The 17,316-nt window shown below is 68.3% G+C and carries 14 protein-coding genes and 1 pseudogene; 13 read left to right on the top strand and 2 right to left on the bottom strand.

Annotated features, from left to right (window positions below):
- A pseudogene (locus ACGFNU_RS26620) lies at positions 1-813 on the top strand (DNA-directed RNA polymerase subunit beta); the annotation flags it as partial.
- 20 nt (positions 814-833) lie between these two features.
- On the top strand, positions 834-4,706 hold the full coding sequence (locus tag ACGFNU_RS26615) for a DNA-directed RNA polymerase subunit beta' (RefSeq protein ID WP_392597724.1): 3,873 nt from the start codon (positions 834-836) through the stop codon (positions 4,704-4,706).
- A gap of 159 nt (positions 4,707-4,865) precedes the next feature.
- On the opposite strand, the gene ACGFNU_RS26610 is transcribed toward ACGFNU_RS26615, so the two are convergent.
- Complete coding sequence (locus tag ACGFNU_RS26610; RefSeq protein WP_392597723.1) at positions 4,866-5,717, bottom strand: hypothetical protein; 852 nt, start codon at positions 5,715-5,717, stop codon at positions 4,866-4,868.
- A gap of 177 nt (positions 5,718-5,894) precedes the next feature.
- On the opposite strand from ACGFNU_RS26610, the gene ACGFNU_RS26605 reads away from it, so the two are divergent.
- Positions 5,895-6,125: a hypothetical protein gene (locus ACGFNU_RS26605; RefSeq protein WP_392597721.1), complete on the top strand. Its 231-nt coding sequence runs from the start codon at positions 5,895-5,897 to the stop codon at positions 6,123-6,125.
- 60 nt (positions 6,126-6,185) lie between these two features.
- Here ACGFNU_RS26605 and ACGFNU_RS26600 read toward each other — a convergent pair whose 3' ends face one another.
- The gene (locus ACGFNU_RS26600) at positions 6,186-6,665 is read right to left on the bottom strand and encodes an Lrp/AsnC family transcriptional regulator (protein WP_392597720.1); all 480 of its coding nucleotides are present in this window, start codon (positions 6,663-6,665) and stop codon (positions 6,186-6,188) included.
- Between the two features lie 34 nt (positions 6,666-6,699).
- Here ACGFNU_RS26600 and ACGFNU_RS26595 point away from each other — a divergent pair, with 34 nt between their 5' ends.
- From ACGFNU_RS26595 to rplD, 10 genes are all read left to right on the top strand, one after another.
- Positions 6,700-7,533, top strand: a complete 834-nt coding sequence (locus ACGFNU_RS26595; protein WP_392597718.1) for a DMT family transporter — start codon at positions 6,700-6,702, stop codon at positions 7,531-7,533.
- The gene (locus tag ACGFNU_RS26590; protein ID WP_392597716.1) at positions 7,500-8,480 is read left to right on the top strand and encodes an aldo/keto reductase; all 981 of its coding nucleotides are present in this window, start codon (positions 7,500-7,502) and stop codon (positions 8,478-8,480) included. Before ACGFNU_RS26595 ends, ACGFNU_RS26590 begins: the two co-directional genes overlap by 34 nt.
- Before the next feature lie 274 nt (positions 8,481-8,754).
- Complete coding sequence (locus ACGFNU_RS26585) at positions 8,755-10,614, top strand: hypothetical protein (protein WP_392597715.1); 1,860 nt, start codon at positions 8,755-8,757, stop codon at positions 10,612-10,614.
- A gap of 654 nt (positions 10,615-11,268) precedes the next feature.
- Positions 11,269-11,643, top strand: a complete 375-nt coding sequence (gene rpsL, locus ACGFNU_RS26580; protein WP_019632621.1) for a 30S ribosomal protein S12 — start codon at positions 11,269-11,271, stop codon at positions 11,641-11,643.
- On the top strand, positions 11,643-12,113 hold the full coding sequence (gene rpsG / locus ACGFNU_RS26575) for a 30S ribosomal protein S7 (protein WP_151558974.1): 471 nt from the start codon (positions 11,643-11,645) through the stop codon (positions 12,111-12,113). Before rpsL ends, rpsG begins: the two co-directional genes overlap by 1 nt.
- A gap of 43 nt (positions 12,114-12,156) precedes the next feature.
- A complete protein-coding gene (gene fusA / locus ACGFNU_RS26570) occupies positions 12,157-14,268 on the top strand; it encodes an elongation factor G (protein WP_392597713.1) in 2,112 nt (703 codons plus the stop codon).
- Between the two features lie 93 nt (positions 14,269-14,361).
- On the top strand, positions 14,362-15,555 hold the full coding sequence (gene tuf, locus ACGFNU_RS26565; RefSeq protein WP_392597712.1) for an elongation factor Tu: 1,194 nt from the start codon (positions 14,362-14,364) through the stop codon (positions 15,553-15,555).
- A 108-nt stretch (positions 15,556-15,663) separates the two neighbouring features.
- Entirely contained in the window at positions 15,664-15,972 is a 309-nt protein-coding gene (gene rpsJ, locus ACGFNU_RS26560; RefSeq protein WP_018657599.1) for a 30S ribosomal protein S10, read from the top strand.
- Positions 15,973-15,986: 14 nt separating this feature from the next.
- Positions 15,987-16,637: a 50S ribosomal protein L3 gene (gene rplC / locus ACGFNU_RS26555; protein WP_392597711.1), complete on the top strand. Its 651-nt coding sequence runs from the start codon at positions 15,987-15,989 to the stop codon at positions 16,635-16,637.
- Positions 16,638-16,720: 83 nt separating this feature from the next.
- Positions 16,721-17,305 carry a 50S ribosomal protein L4 gene (rplD, locus tag ACGFNU_RS26550; protein WP_392597774.1) on the top strand — a complete coding sequence of 195 codons (585 nt, stop codon included), beginning with the start codon at positions 16,721-16,723 and terminating at the stop codon, positions 17,303-17,305.
- Positions 17,306-17,316: the final 11 nt, after the last annotated feature.

Below are 17,316 nucleotides of genomic sequence, written 5' to 3'. Positions count from 1 at the left end.
TTCCTTGAGGACGGCACCCCGGTCGACATCGTCCTCAACCCGCTGGGTGTGCCCGGCCGTATGAACGTCGGCCAGGTCCTCGAAACCCACCTCGGCTGGGTCGCCAGCCGCGGCTGGAAGGTCGAGGGCGACGACGCCGACTGGAAGAAGGCCCTCAAGGCCATCGGCGCCGACGAGGCCGAGCCGTGGACCAACACCGCGACACCGGTGTTCGACGGCGCCCGCGAGGACGACGTCACCGGCCTGATCGCGAGCACCCTGCCCAACCGCGACGGCAACCGCATGGTGGAGCCGGGCGGAAAGGCGCGGCTGTTCGACGGCCGTACGGGCGAGCCCTACACGGATCCGATCTCGGTCGGCTACATTTACATTCTCAAGCTGCTCCACCTGGTCGACGACAAGATCCATGCGCGTTCGACCGGTCCGTACTCGATGATCACCCAGCAGCCGCTCGGCGGTAAGGCCCAGTTCGGTGGCCAGCGCTTCGGTGAGATGGAAGTGTGGGCCCTTGAGGCTTACGGCGCGGCCTACGCGCTGCAGGAGCTGCTGACCATCAAGTCCGACGACGTCCTAGGCCGCGTCAAGGTGTACGAGGCCATCGTCAAGGGCGAGAACATCCCCGAGCCCGGCATCCCCGAGTCCTTCAAGGTCCTCATCAAGGAGATGCAATCGCTGTGCCTCAACGTCGAGGTGCTCTCCAGCGACGGCATGTCCATCGAAATGCGAGACACCGACGAGGACGTCTTCCGCGCAGCGGAAGAGCTCGGCATCGACCTGTCCCGGCGTGAGCCGAGCAGTGTCGAAGAGGTCTGATCAACTCAAGGGGAAACAAGTTGCTTGACGTCAACTTCTTCGACGAGCTTCGCATCGGGCTGGCGACCGCCGACGACATTCGCCAGTGGTCGCACGGCGAGGTGAAGAAGCCGGAGACCATCAACTACCGGACCCTCAAGCCGGAGAAGGACGGGCTCTTCTGCGAGAAGATCTTCGGTCCGACCCGGGACTGGGAGTGCTACTGCGGTAAGTACAAGCGCGTCCGGTTCAAGGGCATCATCTGTGAGCGCTGCGGCGTCGAGGTGACCCGTGCCAAGGTGCGCCGTGAGCGGATGGGCCACATCGAGCTGGCCGCGCCCGTCACGCACATCTGGTACTTCAAGGGCGTCCCGTCGCGCCTGGGTTACCTGCTCGACCTCGCCCCGAAGGATCTCGAGAAGATCATCTACTTCGCGGCGTACATGATCACGAGCGTCGACGCCGAGCGTCGCGACCGTGACCTGCCGACCCTCGAGGCGCACATCTCGGTGGAGCGGCAGCAGATCGAGCAGGCCCGCGACGCCCAGGTCGAGGCCCGCCAGCAGAAGCTGGAGGGCGACCTCGGCGAGCTCGAGGAGGCCGGTGCCAAGGCCGACCAGAAGCGCAAGGTCCGCGACGGCGCCGAGCGGGAGATGAAGCAGCTGCGCGACCGCGCGCAGCGCGAGATCGACCGGCTCGACGAGGTCTGGAACCGCTTCAAGAACCTCAAGGTCCAGGACCTCGAGGGCGACGAGATGCTCTACCGCGAGATGCGGGATCGCTTCGGCAAGTACTTCGAGGGGGGCATGGGCGCCGCGGCGATCCAGGCCCGCCTGGAGAACTTCGACCTCGACGCGGAGGCCGAGCGCCTGCGCGACATCATCCGCACCGGCAAGGGCCAGAAGAAGGCCCGCGCCCTCAAGCGGCTGAAGGTCGTCTCGGCGTTCCTCAACACCCGCAACAGCCCGCTGGGCATGGTGCTCGACTGCATCCCGGTGATCCCGCCGGACCTGCGTCCGATGGTGCAGCTGGACGGTGGCCGCTTCGCGACCTCCGACCTCAACGACCTGTACCGCCGCGTGATCAACCGGAACAACCGGCTCAAGCGCCTGCTCGACCTGGGCGCGCCCGAGATCATCGTCAACAACGAGAAGCGCATGCTCCAGGAGGCCGTCGACGCGCTGTTCGACAACGGCCGCCGCGGCCGCCCGGTCACCGGGCCGGGCAACCGCCCCCTGAAGTCGCTCTCCGACATGCTCAAGGGCAAGCAGGGCCGGTTCCGGCAGAACCTGCTCGGCAAGCGCGTCGACTACTCCGGCCGTTCGGTCATCGTCGTCGGCCCGCAGCTGAAGCTGCACCAGTGCGGTCTGCCCAAGCAGATGGCGCTGGAGCTCTTCAAGCCGTTCGTCATGAAGCGGCTGGTCGACCTCAACCACGCGCAGAACATCAAGAGTGCCAAGCGCATGGTCGAGCGGGCCCGCCCGGTCGTGTGGGACGTGCTCGAAGAGGTCATCACCGAGCACCCGGTGCTGCTCAACCGGGCGCCGACCCTGCACCGCCTGGGCATCCAGGCCTTCGAGCCGCAGCTGGTCGAGGGCAAGGCCATCCAGATCCACCCGCTCGTCTGCACCGCGTTCAACGCGGACTTCGACGGTGACCAGATGGCCGTGCACCTGCCGCTGTCGGCCGAGGCCCAGGCCGAGGCGCGCATCCTGATGCTCTCGACCAACAACATCCTCAAGCCGTCGGACGGCAAGCCCGTCACCATGCCCACCCAGGACATGGTGATCGGCCTCTACTGGCTGACGACCGAGCGCGAGGGCACCGGCGGCGACGGCCGCGCGTTCGGCTCGGTGGCCGAGGCCACCATGGCCTACGACCGCGCCGAGCTGGACCTCCAGGCCAAGATCCAGATCAGGTTCAAGGACGTCCCGCCGCCCCGCGGCTGGCAGGCGCCCGAGGGCTACGAGCCGGGTCAGCCGTACCGCCTGGAGACCACGCTGGGCCGGGCCCTGTTCAACGAGGCCCTGCCCGCCGACTTCCCGTTCGTCAACTACGAGGTCGGCAAGAAGCAGCTCTCCGCGATCGTCAACGAGCTGGCCGAGACCTACCCCAAGGTCGAGGTCGCCAACGCGCTCGACGCCCTCAAGTCCACCGGGTTCCACTGGGCCACCCGGTCGGGCGTCACCATCTCCATCGAGGACGTGGTGACCCCGCCCAACAAGGCCACGATCCTGCAGGGCTACGAGAACCGCGCCGACAAGGTGCAGCGGGAGTACAACCGCGGTCTGATCACCGATGACGAGCGCAAGCAAGAGCTCATCATGATCTGGAACGAGGCCACCGCCGAGGTCGCCGCGGACATGGAGCAGGCCTTCCCCAAGACCAACCCGGTCTGGATGATGGTCAACTCCGGCGCCCGTGGTAACCCCCTGCAGATCCGGCAGATCGCCGGTATGCGCGGTCTGGTGTCCAACCCCAAGGGCGAGACCATCCCGCGTCCGATCAAGTCGTCCTTCCGTGAGGGCCTCTCGGTCGTCGAGTACTTCATCTCGACGCACGGTGCCCGTAAGGGTCTGGCCGACACCGCGCTGCGCACCGCCGACTCGGGTTACCTGACCCGTCGTCTGGTGGACGTCGCGCAGGACGTGATCGTCCGCGAGGAGGACTGCGGCACCGACCGCACGATCCCGTTCTCCGTGGCCGACAAGCTGGCCGACGGCACGCTGGTCAAGCCGGCCACCACCGAGACCGGCCTGATCGGGCGCACCATCGCCGAGGACGTCGTCGTCGACGGCACGGTCATCTTCCCCGCCGACACCGACCTGTCGGACACCGTGGTGTCCCGCCTGGTCGAGGCCGGTGTGGAGAGCGTCCGGACCCGCAGCGCCCTGGTCTGCGAGGCCAAGATCGGTGTCTGCGCCGCCTGCTACGGCCGCTCCCTGGCGACCGGCAAGCGCGTGGACGTCGGCGAGGCCGTCGGCATCATCGCCGCGCAGTCCATCGGTGAGCCCGGCACCCAGCTGACCATGCGCACCTTCCACACCGGTGGTGTGGCGGGCGGCGACATCACGCACGGTCTGCCGCGTGTCCAGGAGCTGTTCGAGGCGCGCATCCCCAAGGGTGTCGCCCCGATCTCCGAGGTCGCCGGCCGGGTCAAGATCGACGAGACGGAGAAGACCCGCAAGGTCGTCATCGTCCCGGACGACGGCTCGGACGAGATCGCCTACCAGGTCCCGATGCGCTCCCGCCTGCTGGTCAAGGAGGGCGAGCACGTCGACGTCGGCCAGCAGCTGATCGCCGGTGCGCAGAACCCGCACGAGGTCCTGCGCATCCTCGGCCCGCGCGCCGTGCAGCTGCACCTGGTCCACGAGGTCCAGGAGGTCTACCGGTCGCAGGGTGTGTCGATCCACGACAAGCACATCGAGATCATCGTCCGCCAGATGCTCAAGCGGGTGAACATCCTCGAGTCGGGCGACACCGACCTGCTGCCCGGTGACCTGGTGGAGCGTCCCCTCTTCGAGGAGACCAACCGCTCGGTCGTGGCCGAGGGCGGCTCGCCCGCCGCCGGCCGCCCGGTCCTGATGGGCATCACCAAGGCCTCCCTGGCCACCGAGTCCTGGCTCTCCGCCGCCTCCTTCCAGGAGACGACGCGAGTCCTGACCGAGGCCGCGATGCACGCCAAGAGCGACCCGCTGCTGGGCCTCAAGGAGAACGTCATCATCGGTAAGCTCATCCCGGCCGGTACCGGCATGCCGCAGTACCGCAACGTCCGGGTCGAGCCCACCGAAGAGGCCAAGGCGGCGGTCTACTCCGTCGGTTCCTACGACGACGGCGCCGAGTACGCCTTCGGTCAGGGTTCCGGCGAGGCCGTGCCGCTGGAGGAGTACGACTTCGGCCAGTACAACCGCTAGCAGGTAGATCAAGGGGGCTCCGGCCTCCTTGATCCACCGCCCTGGCAACACGAGAGGCCCCTTCCGACCAGGTCGGAAGGGGCCTCTCGCGTGGTCAGGCGCGGACGTCTCGCTTGGCCGGGCGGACGCTCGCACGGCCGGGCGTGACGTCTCGAACGATCAGGCGCGGACGTCCACCCAGAAGACCGGGTGGTCGGTACCGCTCAAGGGTCTGTGGCCATGGCCCGTGATGGGGGCGCTGCCGGAGACGATGGCGTGCTGTACCGATCCGTCGCTCGTACGGGCGTACCCCTGCGGGACGCAGCCCTGCACATCGCCCTTGTCGTAGCGCAGGTTGAGGTCGCCGATCATGAGCATCCTGCCGCTGCCGGCGAAGACGCGGCCCTTCCACATGGCCTCGTCGCACTGCTCGCGCGCCGTCGGCCTCGACCTGCTGCTGAGGTGCGTCGTGCAGACCGTGATGGACGTCGTCCAGCGGCATCCCATGGAGCGGTGCTCGCCCGTCGGGTCCTGCTGCTCCAGGATCTTGTAGAGCGTGTGCGGCGCCGCCGCCTTGGTCATCACCGCGTTCCCGAAGGTCTGCCCGTTCTTGCACCTGACGTAGTCGCCGTTCGGGCGCTGGGTGGGGAAGTGGGTGTAGCGGGCCCCGAAGCCGCCGGCCCTGGCGATGCGCGCGACGTCTTTGGCGCAGATCTCGTTGAGCGTCACCGCCCAGGGCTTCCACCTCGTGACCGCCGCGATGGCCGAGGTCACCGCCCGGCCGCCTCTGTAACAGCGCGAATAGCCGCCGTTGCAGAGGTTCATTTGCATGATCCGGCGGCTGCCGGCGAGCGTGGCGGCGCTCTCGCCCGGCACGGCCGCCGACGGTGCGGGCTCGGCGGGCCGTCTCGGGGATTCCGCGAATGCGACGCCGGGAACGCCCAGCAGCAGGCCGCTCAGCAGGCCGCTCAGCAGACCATCCGGCAGCAGGCCGCTCAGCAGCAGGCCACGCGGCGGGCTTCCCGGTAACAAGAGGGCAATGGACCGTGAACTCAAGCTGCGTCTCCTCATCGGTACGGGTTGAGGAGCGATGCTAGTAGCCGATTTTCGCGCTACTTGGGCGCTTTGCCGTGTTTTGGCCAGCGCCTCACCGGTTAGGGAGGGTGGGATGGCTACCGTATATACGGGTTGAACGGGGGGAACGTGTTCATGACGAAGATCATCACGGCGGGTGTGCTGGGCATGGTCATGGTGTTCGGGGCCGCGGGGGCGGCTCCGGCGCAGGCCAGGGCACCGCAGGTCAAGCAGGACTGCCGCACCTACTCCGGTGCTGAGGTGTGCGGCAAGGTCCAGCTGACCGAGCAGCAGAAGCAGTGCGTCCAGCGGGCGGTCGAGAAGGGCATGAGCGACCGTCGCGCCGAGGTCGAGTGCTCCCGGTAATACGTTCCTGGTAAGGCCGCTTCCCGCTTGCGGGGGCGGTCTTCTCTATGGCGGTCTTCTCTATAGCGGGAGCGGGCGGCGGGACACGGGGGCGGACTGCAGGATCGAGGTCGTCGTCCGGGCGTACGGGGTGAAACGGTCGAGGATGGGCTCCAGCTCGTCGATCGTGCGCAGGTGGGCGACGAAGAAGTAGCAGTCGTCGCCGGTCATCCGGTGGCACTCGACGATCTCGGGGATCTCGTCCGCGATCTTGGGGATCCGGCTCAGCTCGCGCTGCGCGGGCTGGACGCGGACCATGACGCTGATCGCGAAGCCGAGGACGCGGGGATCCACCGTGGCGTGGTAGCCGGTGATCACGCCGGTGTCCTCCAGCCGCTGGACGCGTTCGGCGACCGAGGGGGCCGAGAGGGCGACGCGGCGGCCGAGCTCGGCGAGAGTGATCCGGGCGTTCCGCTGGAGCTCGGTGAGGATTCGAAGGTCCGTCGCGTCGAGCGGCTTGGATTCGTAGGCCTGACCTGGCCTGCCCGTTCGGTTCGCCATTCCTTCAATTTACGGAGCGGCCGAGGATAAGACCATGCGGTTCTTCCTCGTGAGCGCGGTCTTCCACTATCTGGGCCCGGCGTTCGCGGTGTTGCTCTTCGCCAGGGTCGAGCCGGTCGGGGTCGCGGCGCTGCGGGTCTGGACCGCCGCGGTGGTGTTCGTGTTGTGGCGGCGCTTTCGCTGGGATCGGACGGTCGTGCTTTGGGGCATCGTCCTGGCGGGCATGAACGTGGCGTTCTACCTGGCGATAGCGCGGCTGCCCCTGGGAACGGTGGCGGCGATCGAGTTCGCGCCCGTCGTCGGCCTGGCCGCGCTGGGGGCGCGGACGCCACGGAACGCCGTAGCGCTGGTGGCGGTGGTGGGCGGTGTCTACGCCCTCGTGGACGTACGGCTGGAGGGCGAGCCGGTGGGCTTCGTCCTGGCCTTCCTGAACGCGGCGTTGTTCGCGCTCTACATCGTCCTCGCGCACCGCTCGGCCCAGCGGGACGCGGCCATCGGCGGGCTCGGAGCGGCGATGGCCGTGGCGGCCGTGCTGACCGCGCCGGGCCTGGTCGTGGCGGCGCCCGCCATGCTGGACCCGCTGGTGCTCGCGGCGGGCATCGCGGTGGGGATCTGCTCGTCGGTGATCCCCTATGTGTGCGACCAGCTCGCCATGGCCCGGCTGGCGAGGGAGACCTACGCGCTGATGGTGGCGCTGCTGCCGGCGACCGCGGTGGTCATCGGTGTGATCGTGCTGCGGCAGGTGCCGTCGCCCGTGGAGGCGGCGGGGGTCGCTTTGGTGATCTCGGGTGTGGCCCTGCACAGTGGACGGACGGAACGGTTGAAGGAGAAGACGTGGAACAGACACGACTCGGTGGCACAGGGCTGAAGGTCTCACGCATCTGCCTGGGAATGATGAGCTATGGCGACCCGAAGGACCGCAAGTGGTTCCTGCCCGAGGTGGAGGCCGAGCCGATCGTCCGGCAGGCGGTCGAGGAGGGGATCACCTTCTTCGACACCGCGGACATGTACTCGCTGGGCCGGTCGGAGGAGATCACCGGCCGGCTGCTGCCGAAGCTCTTCCAGCGGCGTGACGACTACGTGCTGGCGACCAAGCTCTACTTCCCGATGAGCGATCGCCCGAACGACCAGGGCCTGTCGCGCAAGCATGTGATGGCCGCGATCGACGCGTCGCTGCGGCGGCTGGGGACCGACCATGTGGACCTCTACCAGATCCACCGGTGGGACTACGAGACCCCGATCGAGGAGACCATGGAGGCGCTCCACGACGTGGTGAAGGCGGGCAAGGCCCGCTACATCGGGGCGTCCAGCATGTACGCGTGGCAGTTCGCGAAGGCGCAGCGCGCCGCCGAGATCGGCGGCTGGACCAAGTTCGTCTCCATGCAGAACCACTACAACCTGGTCTACCGGGAGGAGGAGCGGGAGATGATCCCGCTCTGCGTGGACCAGGGGGTCGGACTCATCCCGTGGAGCCCGCTGGCCCGCGGGCTGCTGGCGGGCAACCGGGAACGCGGCGGTGAGCGCCGTACCGTGCGTTCCGAGAGCGACTCGCTCGCCGACGCCCTGTACGAGGAGGCCGACTTCGACGTCGTCGACGCCGTCAAGGCCGTCGCGGCGGAACGGGACGTGCCGCCCGCGCAGGTGGCGCTCGCCTGGCTGCTCCACAAGCGGGGCGTGGCGGCGCCGATCATCGGCGCGACCAAGCTGAGGCACGTCGAGGACGCCGCCGCGGCCGCGGCCCTGACGCTGGACGAGAAGGAGATCGAGCGGCTGGAGGCCCCCTACCGGCCGCATCCGATCTCCGGGCACGAATAACCGGTTCCGGCGAGGCCGCCCCCGTCTTTGGGGGCGGCCTCTTCCCATGTCAGGGGAACGTAAGGCATGGTTTCAGCGTCTATCTGGGGTGGTGATTTGCGATACCACAGGCGGTCGGGGCAGGCTTGAGGCGGAACAAGCCCTGGGCGGTACAAAACACCGCCCCTGGGACCGAGACCAAGGCCCGGAGGCCGCGTTATGCGCCGCGCGTCTCCGAGCCGGCAGGCACGGGCCTGGGGGATCCCCGGGACTACGGCGCTGAAGGAGCCCGACGATGACCGAGAACGACGGCACGCAGGGACCGCAGTGGCCGTTGCCCGACGACAAGGAGACGCCCATGGCGGAACCTGTCGAGGGGCAGCCCGAGCAGAAGGACACGCCTTCCGTGAGCCCGATGGGCGAGCCGCCCGCGCGCCCGATGGGCGACCGCACGGTGGTCTTCGGAGCGCCCCAGCTGGGCGGCGCGGCCCAGCCGCCGCCTCCGCCCGCGCCCACCGCTCCGCAGACGCCGCCCGCTCCGCCTGGGCCGCCGGCGGCCCAGCAGCCGCCCGCCGCGCAGGAGCCGGCCCCCCAGCAGCAGGACGCCCCGTCGCCCCCGCCGCCGACCATGGTCGAGCCGATGGCCATCCCCGGGAGCGAGCAGCCCCCCGCGCCGCCCCAGCCGCCGTACGGGCAGCAGCCGTACGGCCAGGAGCCGCCGCAGTACGGCCAGCCCCCCGCTGAGCAGCAGCAATACGGTCAGCAGCCCGGCCAGTACGGTGCGCCGCCCGCGCCCGGTGGTTACCCCTCCGCTCCCGAGCACCAGCAGCAGCAACAGTACGGTCAGCCCCCGGCGCCCCCGAGCTTCGAGCAGCCCGGCCAGTACGGGCAGCCTCCGTTCGAGCAGCAGGGCGGCTACCCGCAGGAGCCGCACCAGCAGCCGTACGGCCAGCAGCAGCCGCCCCTCCCGAGCTACGGCCAGCCGCCCGAGCCGCAGCAGCCGTACGGGCAGCCGCCCGCGGAGCAGCAGCAGTACGGGCAGGCCCCGTACGGCGCTCCGCAGGAGCCGTTCGCCTCACCGGCCGAGCCGTTCACACCGCCGGCCGAGCCCGAGGCTCCCTCCGGCGAGAGCGGATTCTCCGAACGCACACTGATCGTCCCGGGTCCGGGCGGCGCGGCGCCCGAGCAGGGCCGTCCCACGGTCGACGATCAGGCGACCACCGCCTGGTCGCCCGGGCCCGACATCCCCGTCGCCTCCGGGCCCGAGCGCCGGCCCCAGGAGCCGTCGGCCGAGCCCTGGCAGGCGCCGACCCCGCCCGCCACACCCGAGCCCTGGACTCCCGAGGCGCAGGCGACGCCGCCCGAGCAGCAGCCGCCCGCCGTCGACTCCGACCGCACCCTGATGGTCCCGCCGCCGGAGCCCGGCTTCGGCGCCGCGTCGTCGGGCGAGGAGCCCCCGGGTTACGGGGCCCCGGCCACGCCTCCGGCCCGCGAGGGGGAGGACGCGCAGGCCACGCAGGCGTTCGACCCTTCCGCGGCCAAGGGTGGCGAGTCCCAGCAGCAGGGCGGCGGTCTCCAAGACCAGACGCGCATGGACATGGGCCAGTACCAGCAGTGGGGGGCGTCCGCCCAGCCGCCCGCGCCGGGCCAGCAGCCCTACGGCGGCGGCGGTCAGCAGCCCTACGGCCAGGAGCAGCAGTACGGCCAACAGCAACAGGGTTTCGGTCAGCAGCCGTACGGCCAGCAAGAGGGCCAGCAGCAGCCCTACGGCCAGCAGCACGGCCAGCAAGAGGGCCAGCAGCAGCAGTCGTACGGCCAGCAAGAAGGCCAGCAGTCCTACGGTCAGCAAGACCAGCAGCAGTACGGCCAGCAGCAGTATGGGCAGCAACAGCAGCAATACGGGCAGGCCCCCTACGGCCAGGCTCCCGGTCAGCAGAGCCAGCCGGGCCAGCAACAAGGGCAGCAGGCCCAGCCAGGCCAGTACGGCCAGCAGCAGTACGGTGTGCAGCCCGGCGCCGAAGGCGGCTACCCCGGCTACACGGCCGGCGGCGAGTCCGAGAAGAAGGGCAAGGGCGGCAACAAGAACCTGATGATCATCGGCGGTGCCGTGCTGGTCGTGATCATCATCGTCGCGGTGCTCGCCTTCGTCATCTAAAGACTCGGCCACATCTTCCCCGGGGTCGATCTCCCTTTGGGGCCGATCTTCCCCAGGGTAGGGTATGAGCGAAGACTCCCACCTCGGACGGGAACAATGGCCGAGCGTTCCGCGGTTATAGTTGAGAGTAGGTGGCGAGCAACACGCTCAGCCCGCACGCGAGCGCGCTAACGGGTCGTGGAGCCAGCCGAAGGCGAGGCTTCACGAGAGATCGCGAAGCGATGTCGCGCTCGCCGCTTCTGCGGTTCGGGGTTGAGCCGCCAGGCGAGGCCCCGAGGCCGCAAGAGCAATTAGCACAGCCGCTTTGCACTTTGGCGCGGGGGTAGGTAATCTCTTCGCTTGTGCCCGCTGTGTGCGGGCCGCTATGCGTGCGCGAGGGCCGAGTCCGCTGAGGCCAGGGCCCGCGCCGCACTACTCCCCGGCTTGATCTGGCCCTTTGAGGGGCCGGGCGGTCTGTGTCGGTCTGTGGAACCTGTTTGCTCAGGGGCTAGGGCGACACGCCCGACCGCGGGGGTCGGAGAGGTCGGGAAACCGGCAGGTCACAGCCTCCCGTGAGGTAGTGATGACGGGTTTTGCGCGAGCGGAACTCCCGCGAGAGCGGAACCCAGGCAGAACTAAGACTTACCGGCTCGGTACGAGGAAGACGGAGACGCGGTGCCCACGATCCAGCAGCTGGTCCGAAAGGGCCGCCAGGACAAGGTGACCAAGAACAAGACGCCCGCGCTGAAGGGGAGCCCGCAGCGGCGGGGTGTCTGCACGCGCGTCTACACGACGACGCCCAAGAAGCCGAACTCCGCGCTTCGCAAGGTCGCCCGTGTCCGGCTGACCAGCGGGATTGAGGTCACGGCCTACATCCCCGGCGTCGGACACAACCTGCAGGAGCACTCGATCGTGCTCGTGCGCGGCGGCCGAGTGAAGGACCTCCCGGGCGTTCGGTACAAGATCATCCGCGGTTCGCTCGACACCCAGGGCGTGCGCAACCGCAAGCAGGCGCGCAGCCGCTACGGCGCGAAGAAGGAGAAGAGCTAATGCCGCGCAAGGGCCCGGCTGGCAAGCGCCAGCTCATCGCCGACCCGGTGTACAACTCGCCGCTGGTCACCGCGCTGATCAACAAGATCCTCCTGGACGGCAAGCGCTCCATCGCGCAGAGCATCGTGTACGACGCCCTCGAGGGCGCTCGCGAGAAGACCGGCAACGACCCGGTCGTCACGCTGAAGCGCGCGCTCGACAACGTGAAGCCCACCCTGGAGGTCCGCAGCCGCCGTGTCGGTGGCGCGACCTACCAGGTCCCCGTGGAGGTGCGGCCCGCCCGCTCCACCACCCTGGCGCTGCGCTGGCTGGTCATCTACGCCCGCCAGCGTCGCGAGAAGACCATGACCGAGCGGCTGATGAACGAGCTGCTCGACGCGAGCAACGGCCTCGGCGCGTCTGTCAAGAAGCGCGAGGACACGCACAAGATGGCGGAGTCCAACAAGGCCTTCGCTCACTACCGCTGGTGATCCGGCGGATCACTGGTTACGACGAGACGACGCGAGGACGGCAGTGGCTACCAAAACCGGTGTAGACCTGGCCAAGGTCCGCAACATCGGGATCATGGCCCATATCGACGCGGGCAAGACCACGACGACTGAGCGCATCCTGTACTACACCGGGATGAGCTACAAGATCGGCGAGGTTCACGACGGCGCCGCGACCATGGACTGGATGGAGCAGGAGCAGGAGCGGGGGATCACCATTACCTCCGCGGCCACCACCTGCGAATGGCCGGTCGACGACGTCAAGCACACGATCAACATCATCGACACCCCCGGGCACGTCGACTTCACCGTCGAGGTGGAGCGCAACCTGCGGGTGCTCGACGGCGCGGTCGCGGTGTTCGACGGCGTCGCGGGTGTGGAGCCGCAGTCCGAGACCGTGTGGCGTCAGGCCGACCGCTACGGCGTGCCGCGCATGTGCTTCGTCAACAAGCTCGACCGCGTCGGCGCGGAGTTCCACCGCTGCGTCGACATGATCGAGAACCGGCTCAACGCGATCCCGCTGGTGCTCCAGCTGCCGATCGGCGCCGAGTCCGACTTCAAGGGCGTCATCGACCTGGTGACGATGAAGGCCCTGCTCTGGAACGAAGAGGCCAAGCTCGGCGAGATGTACGACACCGTCGACATCCCCGAGACGCACGTCGAGGCCGCCCGCGAGTGGCACGACAAGCTGGTCGAGACCCTCGCCGAGAACGACGACGAGATCATGGAGCTGTACCTGGAGGGCAACGAGCCCACCGTCGAGCAGCTCCACGCCGGCATCCGCCGCGCGACGATCGCCGCCAAGCTCACCCCGGTGACCTGCGGCACCGCGTTCAAGAACAAGGGCGTCCAGCCGCTGCTCGACGCGATCGTGCGCTACCTGCCCAACCCGCTGGACGACGGCGGTGTCGACGGACACGCGGTCCGCGACGAGGACAAGGAACTGCACCGCGACGCCAGCGAGGACGAGCCGTTCTCCGCCCTGGCGTTCAAGATCGCGAGCGACCCGCACCTGGGCAAGCTCACGTTCATCCGCGTCTACTCCGGCGTCCTGGAGTCGGGCACCTCGGTGCTCAACTCCAACAAGGAGCGCAAGGAGCGGATCGGCAAGATCTACCGGATGCACGCCAACAAGCGCACCGAGATCGAGCGCGTGGGCGCCGGCGACATCGTCGCGGTGATGGGTCTCAAGCAGACCACCACCGGTGAGACGCTGTGCGACGAGAAGAACCCCATCGTCCTCGAGTCGATGAACTTCCCGGCGCCCGTCATCCACGTGGCGATCGAGCCGAAGACCAAGGCCGACCAGCAGAAGCTGGGCACCGCGATCCAGCGGCTGGCCGAGGAGGACCCGTCCTTCCAGGTCCGCACCGACGAGGAGACCGGCCAGACCGTGATCTCCGGCATGGGCGAGCTCCACCTGGAGATCCTCGTCGACCGGATGAAGCGCGAGTTCAAGGTCGAGGCCAACGTCGGCAAGCCGCAGGTGGCCTACCGCGAGACCATCACCCGCAAGGTCGCCAAGGTCGAGTACACCCACAAGAAGCAGACGGGTGGCTCCGGCCAGTTCGGCCGCGTGATCATCGACCTCGAGCCGCTGGGCGAGGGGAACGACGGTTACGAGTTCGAGAACAAGGTCACCGGTGGCCGCATCCCGCGGGAGTACATCCCGTCGGTCGACGCGGGCTGCCAGGAGGCCGCCGAGTTCGGTGTCCTCGCCGGCTACCCGATGGTCGGTGTCAAGGTCACCCTGCAGGACGGCGCCTACCACGAGGTCGACTCCTCGGAGATGGCGTTCAAGGTCGCCGGTTCGATGGCCTTCAAGGAGGCGGCGCGCAAGGCGGGCGCCACCCTCCTGGAGCCGGTGATGGCGGTCGAGGTCACCACGCCCGAGGAGAACATGGGCGACGTGATCGGCGACATCAACAGCCGCCGCGGCCAGGTCCACTCGATGGACGAGCGGTCGGGCATGCGGGTCGTGAAGGCCGTCGTCCCGCTGTCGGAGATGTTCGGCTACGTGGGCGATCTGCGCAGCAAGACCCAGGGCCGGGCTGTTTTCACCATGCAGTTCGACTCCTACGCCGAGGTTCCCGGGAACGTCGCGCAGGAGATCATCGCCAAGGCGCGGGGCGAGTAGCACCGGGCCTGCCTCGGATCACCATCCAAGCCAGATACATCATGAGGCGGTCGTCTAGGCGGCCGAGGATCGCAACGTACCAAGGAGCAACCAGTGGCTAAGGCCAAGTTCGAGCGGACCAAGCCGCACGTAAACATCGGCACCATCGGTCACATCGACCACGGTAAGACCACCCTTACCGCGGCGATCACCAAGGTGCTCCACGACAAGTACCCGGACATCAACCCCTTCACGCCGTTCGAGGACATCGACAAGGCGCCGGAGGAGCGCGAGCGCGGTATCACCATCTCCATCGCGCACGTCGAGTACCAGACCGAGGCGCGCCACTACGCCCACGTCGACTGCCCGGGTCACGCCGACTACATCAAGAACATGATCACCGGTGCCGCCCAGATGGACGGCGCGATCCTGGTCGTGGCCGCCACCGACGGCCCGATGCCGCAGACCAAGGAGCACGTGCTCCTGGCCCGCCAGGTCGGCGTTCCCTACATCGTCGTCGCGCTGAACAAGTGCGACATGGTGGACGACGAGGAGATCCTGGAGCTCGTCGAGCTCGAGGTGCGTGAGCTCCTGTCCGAGTACGAGTTCCCGGGCGACGACGTGCCGGTCGTGCGCGTCTCCGCGTTCCAGGCCCTGCAGGGCGACGAGAAGTGGGCCGAGTCGATCATCGAGCTGATGACCGCGGTCGACGAGAACGTCCCCGAGCCGGTCCGTGACACCGAGAAGCCCTTCCTGATGCCGGTCGAGGACGTCTTCTCGATCACCGGCCGCGGCACGGTCGTCACCGGCCGTATCGAGCGCGGCGTGGTCAACGTCAACGAAGAAGTCGAGATCATCGGCATCAAGGAAGACTCGACCAAGACCACCGTCACCGGTGTCGAGATGTTCCGCAAGCTGCTCGACCAGGGCCAGGCCGGTGACAACGTCGGTCTGCTCCTGCGCGGCATCAAGCGCGAGGACGTCGAGCGCGGCCAGTGCATCATCAAGCCGGGCACCAACACCCCGCACACCGAGTTCGAGGCTCAGGTCTACATCCTGTCCAAGGACGAGGGCGGCCGCCACACGCCGTTCTTCAACAACTACCGTCCGCAGTTCTACTTCCGTACCACGGACGTCACCGGCGTGGTGAACCTCCCCGAGGGCACCGAGATGGTCATGCCCGGCGACAACACTGAGATGAACGTTCAGCTCATCCAGCCGATCGCCATGGAAGAGGGCCTGAAGTTCGCCATCCGTGAGGGTGGCCGGACGGTCGGCGCGGGTCGCGTCACCAAGATCACCAAGTAACACCCTTTCGTAGCTGCGGCGGCCCGGCCGCCCGCACGGCAGCCGGGCCGCCGCAGCACGAAATCAGGCAAACCAGCGGCACTACCAGTAAAGGACACCGAGGCCACCATGGCGGGACAAAAGATCCGCATCCGGCTCAAGGCCTACGACCACGAGGTCATCGACACCTCAGCGAAGAAGATCGTTGAGACGGTGACGCGGACGGGCGCCAAGGTCGCGGGCCCGGTGCCGCTGCCGACCGAGAAGAACGTGTACTGCGTCATCCGCTCGCCGCACAAGTACAAGGACAGCCGCGAGCACTTCGAGATGCGCACGCACAAGCGGCTGATCGACATCATCGACCCGACGCCCAAGACGGTCGACTCGCTGATGCGGCTCGACCTTCCGGCCGGCGTTGACATCGAGATCAAGCTCTAAGGGACGCACCAGAGATGAGTACGCAGAGGAAGGGCGTCCTGGGCGAGAAGCTCGGCATGACCCAGGTCTTCGACGATGAGGGCCGGATCGTTCCGGTAACCGTCGTCCAGGCCGGGCCGTGTGTCGTCACCCAGCTCCGCTCGCAGGAGAAGGACGGTTACACCGCCGTCCAGATCGGGTACGGGCAGATCGACCCGCGCAAGGTGAACAAGCCGCGCACGGGTCACTTCGAGAAGGCCGGCGTCACGCCGCGCCGCTACCTCGTCGAACTGCGCGCCGACGACACCACCGAGTACGAGCTCGGCCAGGAGATCACCGTAGAGGTGTTCGCCGCCGGTCAGAAGATCGACGTGACCGGCACCAGCAAGGGCAAGGGCACCGCGGGTGTCATGAAGCGCCACGGCTTCAAGGGCCTCAGCGCGTCGCACGGCACCCAGCGCAAGCACCGCTCGCCGGGTTCCATCGGCGGCTGCGCGACCCCCGGTCGTGTCTTCAAGGGCCTGCGCATGGCGGGGCGGCACGGCAACGCCCGCACCACCGTGCAGAACCTGACCGTCCACGCCATCGACACCGAGAAGAACCTGCTGCTCATCAAGGGCGCGGTTCCCGGCCCGAACGGCGGCGTGGTGCTGGTCCGCGACGCAGTGAAGGGAACGGGCAAGTGACGGAGCGGAGCGAGGGCACCAGTAAGCAGAGCACTGCAAGTCGGGGGCCCGACGGAGTCGGGACCACGACTTCGAAGCAGGACATCGACCTGCCCGCGGAGATCTTCGACGCCAAGACCAGCGTCCCGTTGATCCACCAGGTCGTGGTGGCCCAGCTGGCCGCCGCGCGCCAGGGCACGCACTCGACCAAGACCCGCGGCGAGGTTCGCGGCGGCGGCAAGAAGCCGTACCGGCAGAAGGGCACCGGCCGCGCCCGTCAGGGCTCGACCCGCGCGCCCCAGTTCGCCGGCGGTGGCATCGTCCACGGCCCGCAGATGCGGGACTACTCGCAGAAGACGCCGAAGAAGATGAAGGCCGCCGCGCTGCGCGGCGCCCTGTCCGACCGCGCCCGCTACGGCCTGGTGCACGTCGTGGACAACATCATCGACGGCGACACCCCGAAGACGAAGACCGCTCTCGCCAACCTGCGCGGCATCACCGACGCCAAGCGCGTCCTCCTGGTCCTGGACCGCGAGGACGAGCTGACGTGGAAGAGCCTGCGCAACGAGCCGAGCATCCACGTCATCGTCTCGGACCAGCTCAACACCTACGACGTGATGGTGAACGACGTCGTCGTCTTTACCCAGGCGGCCTACGACGAGTTCATCTCGCGCGCGACGAAGAAGTGAGGGGGAGGACC

Origin of the sequence: Spirillospora sp. NPDC048911 (assembly GCF_043198015.1) — a bacterium.
Taxonomy (GTDB): Bacteria; Actinomycetota; Actinomycetes; order Streptosporangiales; family Streptosporangiaceae; genus Spirillospora.
Note: the sequence above shows the minus strand (reverse complement) of the source record. Positions and strands in the feature narration are given on the sequence as shown.

Coding starts and splice junctions, on each gene's coding strand:
- ACGFNU_RS26595 (WP_392597718.1), top strand. CDS start 6,700: ATGCGGTTCTTCCTCGTGAGCGCGGTCTTCCACTATCTGGGCCCGGCG.
- ACGFNU_RS26600 (WP_392597720.1), bottom strand. CDS start 6,665: ATGGCGAACCGAACGGGCAGGCCAGGTCAGGCCTACGAATCCAAGCCG.
- ACGFNU_RS26585 (WP_392597715.1), top strand. CDS start 8,755: ATGACCGAGAACGACGGCACGCAGGGACCGCAGTGGCCGTTGCCCGAC.
- rpsJ (WP_018657599.1), top strand. CDS start 15,664: ATGGCGGGACAAAAGATCCGCATCCGGCTCAAGGCCTACGACCACGAG.
- rplC (WP_392597711.1), top strand. CDS start 15,987: ATGAGTACGCAGAGGAAGGGCGTCCTGGGCGAGAAGCTCGGCATGACC.
- rpsG (WP_151558974.1), top strand. CDS start 11,643: ATGCCGCGCAAGGGCCCGGCTGGCAAGCGCCAGCTCATCGCCGACCCG.
- ACGFNU_RS26605 (WP_392597721.1), top strand. CDS start 5,895: ATGACGAAGATCATCACGGCGGGTGTGCTGGGCATGGTCATGGTGTTC.